Raw genomic sequence first — 5710 nt, 5'->3', positions numbered from 1 at the left:
ATCTAGTGATATTAGATTACGGAGGTGAGCAGCTAAACTAAAGCTTGGCTGATATTTTTTTTGACAATCAACTGAGAATCTATTTCAATTATAGGGGGAGAAAGCATGAAAAAATTAGCTGTTATTTATTGGAGTGGTACTGGGAATACCGAGCAAATGGCAGTAGCTGTAGCCGATGGTGCTAAAAATAATGATGGGGTTAGCGTTGAATTGATTGCTGTAAACAATGCGTCAAAGAATACTGTGCTTGAAGCCGATGCAATTGCCCTGGGCTGCCCGTCTATGGGTGATGAGGTGTTGGAAGAGACCGAGATGGAGCCTTTTGTCACAACCTTGCAGGCCGCAGAATTGACTGGAAAGCCGCTTGCTTTATTTGGTTCTTATGGCTGGGGCGATGGACAGTGGATGAGGGACTGGGAGGAAAGAATGAAGGGGCTTGGAGCTCAGCTGGTTGCAGGCGGATTAGTTGTTCAGGAAAGTCCTGATGAGCAGGGGCTCAGTCTTTGCAAGGAATTAGGTGTGAAGCTGGCTCAGGCGTCTGGAAAAGAATAATTCAAACAATATTCATTGACAGATTTTTTACTACATGCTACATTTAAACCAGATACATCTGGTACATAAACAATTTAATATTTAAGAGATAGGTGCCCGCAAGGGCTTAATAGGGAAGACCGGTGTAATGCCGGCGCGGTCCCGCCACTGTAATGGGGAGTAGACCCAAGGTATACCACTGAGACCTGCGTCTTGGGAAGGTTTGGGCGAGCAATGATCCAGAGCCAGGAGAACTGCCTGTCTGACAGTCACCGTTTTTACCCACGTGCGATGGGGAAGGGGATTATATGAAATAATCTTTTCTTTCCCGGCTATTTATAGCCGGGAATTTCTATTAGATAGATTTCTTTTGTAGTTTTGACCCTCCCGCATCATTCAGGGGAGGGTTTTTATTTGTTTGTACAGGGTGAATCGTCCTTGGGACAAAAACTCCTGAGCCAGTCTCGGGGGTTTTGTTTTAGTAACATCCTGTAATGCGATCTCCAGGAATGGGGTAAAAGGACGATGATCAGTTATCGTGTGTCTAGTACTACTACAAGGACGGAGGGACTTAGAATGCAAAAAGTTGCTAGCTTATTATCGCTTCTTGGAAAACATGATCCCAGAACCCTTAGCCATAGCCAGAGTGTTGCCATGCAGATGTTTGAATGGGCAGCCTGTATGGATTTCTCTGAGCAGGAAATGCAAAAATCTTTGACTTGCGGGATGGTGCATGATATTGGAAAATTATGCTTATCAAGTACGGTACTAAACAAAACCGAACCATTGTCAGAGCATGAGGCGACTCTGGTTAACTTTCATCCATTATATGGCGGGGCAATACTTAATGCTATGGGGTTGTCAGAAATCAGCCAGGTTATCCGTTATCACCGTGAACGATATGATGGCAACGGATCCCCGGAAGGCCTTAAAGAAGCCGAGATTCCCTTTTTAAGCAGAATGCTTGCTGTCTGTGATGCGTTTGATGAAATGACCAACAGGCGGCGGGAACATCACCGGAACTTAGATACTCAGCAAGCTTTGCGGGAACTGGAGCGCTGTGCCGGTACCCTGTTTGATCCTTGGTTGTGCCGGAAATTTAATAGTTATATGGAAATAATAGAAACAAAAAAAGATGAGTATCTCATCTAAGGTGTAAAATTGTATTTGGCGTGTCTCACTGGTATTGAAGCAGGAAAATATGATTTCCAGTGGGAAATATAATAAAAGATGTGATAGGGAAAAGATATTCTGAACTATTTAGAGGGGTTGTTGAGGCTGTGAAAGAGCGACAAGGCTTAATTATTATCAATACAGGTAACGGTAAGGGAAAAACAACCGCTGCGTTAGGGCTGGGAATGCGGGCCTGGGGACAGGGATTTAAGGTACTTGTCTTACAATTTATTAAAGGAAATTGGAAATACGGCGAACTTCAGGCTGCGGCGAGAATGGGGGAAGACTTCGTCATCCGCCAGTTGGGGGAAGGTTTTGTACGGCATGCAAAAGATGAGGCTTTAGCTGATCACAAAGATGCTGCTGAAGATGCATTGCTTGATGCCAGGAAAGAAATGATGTCAGGCAAGTGGGATATGATTATTCTGGATGAAATCAACTATGCCATTAAATTTGGACTGGTCTCTACAGAGGCTGTACTAGCGTTGCTGGAGGCCAAACCACAGTCCCTGCACCTCGTACTTACCGGGCGGGATGCACAACAGGCAATAATCGATCAGGCCGATTTGGTTACTGAAATGTGCGTAGTTAAGCATCCGTATAAAAAGGGAATACCGGCCCAACAGGGGATAGAGTTTTAACTGCTGGCGTTGCGCTTACTCCACGTCTCATTACCGGAACTGGCTATTTGCTCAGAACAGTGCCATAAGCCGGTTTCATCTAAGTGTAATATCCATTGGTGATAAGCTCTCAGGGTGTCCCGATGACCAATACTGATAAATGATGCTTCCGGTAATTTCTCCTTGAGAATACGATACATAACCTGTTCCATCCTGGTGTCAATACAGGAGGTTGTTTCATCCAGGAAAAGCCATTCAGGTTGATGCAATATAGCCCGGGCAATGGAAATTCGCTGAAGCTCACCAAGGGAAAGTAGTTTTGACCAGTCCGCTTCCCGGTCCAGGTGTTGCAGCAGTGAGCATAAACCGCAACTAGTCAGGAGTTCTTTTATTGTTATATTGGTTGTTTTAGCCATTCTATAAGGGTATAAAATGGCTTGGCGTAGTGAGCCAATAGGTAAGTATGGCTTTTGTGGCAAAAATAGCATTTTTTTCTCAGAGGGTAAGGTGATTTTTCCATCAAAGAACGGCCATATTCCTGATAACGTCTTCAGTAATGTGGTTTTTCCACAGCCTGAAGGCCCGGTGATAAGAATGCTCTCGCGCGGTCTTAGCTCTAGTGTCAGATTGTTTATTAAAACCTGACCTGTGGGAGATAATATTGTAAGGTTTTTCATCGCTACCGTATTGTGGTTATTTGCTGCAGAGATTGCGGGCAGTAGTTTGGACGCTTTATTGGTAGTGGTTAACTGAGTGTAAAATTCGTTTAATCGGTCGGTGACTGCTTTCCACTGGGCTATCCGACCAAAGCTGTCTATAATGTAGGAGAGTGCAGAATGGACATGCCAATAAGCGCCCGATATTTCAAATAATTGGCCAAGCTGTAAGTCTGCGTTAAAATACCGGGGAGAAGCGATTAAAAACGCAAAAACGATCGAGAGCTGTGAGTAGATTGATGATATCCAGGTGATCGTCCGGGTCGTCTTTATTATGGAAAGATAGGTAGTAACAATTCGCGCGAGATGATCCAGCAAGTTAACCCTCTCCTGCTGATCGCCCTTATAAAGCGCAACACATTCACCATATTCCTTAAGGCGGACAAGGCAATAGCGAAAATCAGCCTCATTGCTTTGCTGAACATTACTCTGCGTCATAAGCGGATGGCCTGCCAGCATGGTTATCCATGTTCCGAATGTAGAGTAGATTAGGGCTGCTATAACTAAATAGCCATGAAGAACAAATTCCCTACCGAAAAGGGTGAATTTTATTTCACCAGATAACTGCCACAGCACAACTGAGAATACTGTGAGGGATATTATTTGACGTAACAATCCTGTTGCTAATTCTAACGAATGAGTGACAAATAGATTAATATCCTCTCCTATCCGCTGGTCCGGGTTATCAACAGTGTCAGGGTGCAAACTCATGCGAAAGTAGGTTTGGTTGTGCAGCCACAAGGCAATATACTTGTCTGTTATCCACTGGCGCCAGCGTATCTGCAGCAGCATTTTGAAATGAGTTTGGCTGCCTAAGGCTGCTACTAATACCAAGGAAATCATAACAAATGTAGTTAAGGACTCATTAAAGCCGGAAAAACTGTGTTGCTGTAAATGATTGTAAAAGCCTACTTGCCAATTGTTAAGCTGCATTGTCAATAATACAATTAATCCTGTGCAAAAAAACAGTGAAAATGTTAAAGTCCAAGCCTGTAAACCTGCCGCTGACAACCAATAGGACAACAAGACTCTCATTAGTTTTGTATTTGTTTTGGAGGTATATTTTATCATTGTTTTCCTCCTCCCCGGGTAGGACAAATGAAACATACAAAAAGCAGGTATGGCAATTATATGCCCCTGCTGATACAGATATGTAAGCAAAATGGGCTGACGGGAGAGCAATACTATTATATGATGTAGGGTAATTTGATAGGAGGTTAGCGAAATGAAGCGTTCGGCAATTATCGGCCTATTGGCCGCAATTCTCAGTTGGATATTCCTACTCACCACCGGTTGTGGCAACAGTCCCAATGCCCAGACGACCCAGCCTCTTAGTGGTTATACTGTTACAGATAGTAAAGGCCATGTGGTTAAACTGGCGCGTAAACCTCAGCGGCTGGTTTCTCTGACGATCGGAACTGATGAGTTTCTCATGGCGCTTGTGCCTGCAGAACGGATTGCCGCACTGACCTATTTAGCTGATGACAACAGTATTTCCAACATTTCAGCAGAGGCTAAGAGTGTTTCCGGAAAGATACACGCAAATGCTGAAAATGTTGTGGCGATGTCCCCTGATCTGGCGATCACAGCCGACTGGCAGGCAATTGAGCTCATTCAGAGCATCAGGGATGTAGGGATTCCTGTGTATGTATATAAAACACCTAATAATATTGCAGAGGTAAAGCAGGTAATCGCTGAAATCTCGCATGTTGTAGGTGAGGAAGCAGCAGGTAATAAGCTCATTGCAGACATGGAGGCAGAGTTGTTGCAGGTTGGCAAAAAAATAGATCAAATACCGTCTGATAAGCGCAAGATTGTCGTTAATTATTCTTTAATGGGAGGCACCGGGGGCAAGGGCAGTATGTTTGAGGATATGTGCCGGTATGCCGGCGTGATAGACGGAGCGGCTAGTGCCGGGATTGACAGTAACGGAATGTTATCAAAAGAGCAGATTATTAAAATAAAGCCGGATATTCTTTTACTTCCGGACTGGGACTATACAGGAAAAACAGATTTTAAGCAGTTTAAGTCTGATTTGGAGAATGATCCAGCACTACGTCAGGTAAAAGCTATTGAGAATAAAAATCTTATCCAGATACCTGACCGCTACATGTATTCCACATCCCATTACGTTGTTCGTGGTATCACTGAGATGGCTAAAGCAGCCTATCCGCAATATTTTTGATTAAGAAGTATGGAAATTGGTCGAAAAAGACCGCTTGGTGGTTGACAATATATTAATATTTAGATATCATATAAAAGTCGCTTGGCGATAATTAGGTAAAATAATACAGCAAAATATTGCAAACGCCAAAAAACACCAAAAAAGATATATTGACATGCCTGAATTTGATGTGTTAGTATATATAAGTCGTCACAAAGCGACAGTGCAACAAACTGTTCCCTGAAAACTGAACAATGTAAAGTAATGCATCAAAAAAAGCCAGATGTGCGATGTGCTGCTTGCAGCACAAGCAACAAACAAGATTTGATTGATAATGAGCCGATAAACGGCTTCAATAATATAACTTTATTGGAGAGTTTGATCCTGGCTCAGGACGAACGCTGGCGGCGTGCCTAACACATGCAAGTCGAACGGAGTAAGTAGCAATACTTACTTAGTGGCGAACGGGTGAGTAACGCGTAGACAACCTGCCTCTAAACTGGGGA

Annotated in this window: 5 protein-coding genes, 1 rRNA gene and 1 riboswitch; of the genes, 5 read left to right on the top strand and 1 reads right to left on the bottom strand. The window is 43.6% G+C overall.

Annotated elements, in window-relative coordinates; translation table 11 throughout:
- Positions 1 to 105 precede the first annotated feature (105 nt).
- The 3 genes from VN379_RS11050 to cobO all read left to right on the top strand — a co-directional run bounded on the left by VN379_RS11050 (position 106) and on the right by cobO (position 2345).
- On the top strand, positions 106 to 552 hold the full coding sequence (locus tag VN379_RS11050) for a flavodoxin (protein WP_325533749.1): 447 nt from the start codon (positions 106 to 108) through the stop codon (positions 550 to 552).
- A gap of 73 nt (positions 553 to 625) precedes the next feature.
- A riboswitch (cobalamin riboswitch) is annotated at positions 626 to 807 on the top strand.
- Positions 808 to 1107: 300 nt separating this feature from the next.
- Positions 1108 to 1683, top strand: a complete 576-nt coding sequence (locus VN379_RS11045; RefSeq protein WP_325533747.1) for an HD-GYP domain-containing protein — start codon at positions 1108 to 1110, stop codon at positions 1681 to 1683.
- An 83-nt stretch (positions 1684 to 1766) separates the two neighbouring features.
- Positions 1767 to 2345, top strand: coding sequence for a cob(I)yrinic acid a,c-diamide adenosyltransferase (gene cobO, locus VN379_RS11040; protein ID WP_325533751.1), 579 nt, complete (start codon positions 1767 to 1769; stop codon positions 2343 to 2345).
- On the opposite strand, the gene VN379_RS11035 is transcribed toward cobO, so the two are convergent.
- On the bottom strand, positions 2342 to 4111 hold the full coding sequence (locus VN379_RS11035) for an ABC transporter ATP-binding protein/permease (RefSeq protein ID WP_325533745.1): 1770 nt from the start codon (positions 4109 to 4111) through the stop codon (positions 2342 to 2344). The genes cobO and VN379_RS11035 overlap by 4 nt on opposite strands.
- A gap of 154 nt (positions 4112 to 4265) precedes the next feature.
- On the opposite strand from VN379_RS11035, the gene VN379_RS11030 reads away from it, so the two are divergent.
- On the top strand, positions 4266 to 5225 hold the full coding sequence (locus tag VN379_RS11030; RefSeq protein ID WP_325533743.1) for an ABC transporter substrate-binding protein: 960 nt from the start codon (positions 4266 to 4268) through the stop codon (positions 5223 to 5225).
- 345 nt (positions 5226 to 5570) lie between these two features.
- A 16S ribosomal RNA gene (locus VN379_RS11025) occupies positions 5571 to 5710 on the top strand; the annotation flags it as partial.

The organism is Sporomusa sp. (assembly GCF_035561255.1).
GTDB lineage: Bacteria > Bacillota > Negativicutes > Sporomusales > Sporomusaceae > Sporomusa.
The sequence above is the reverse complement of the archived record's forward strand: the minus strand, read 5'-3'. Positions and strand labels throughout refer to the sequence as shown.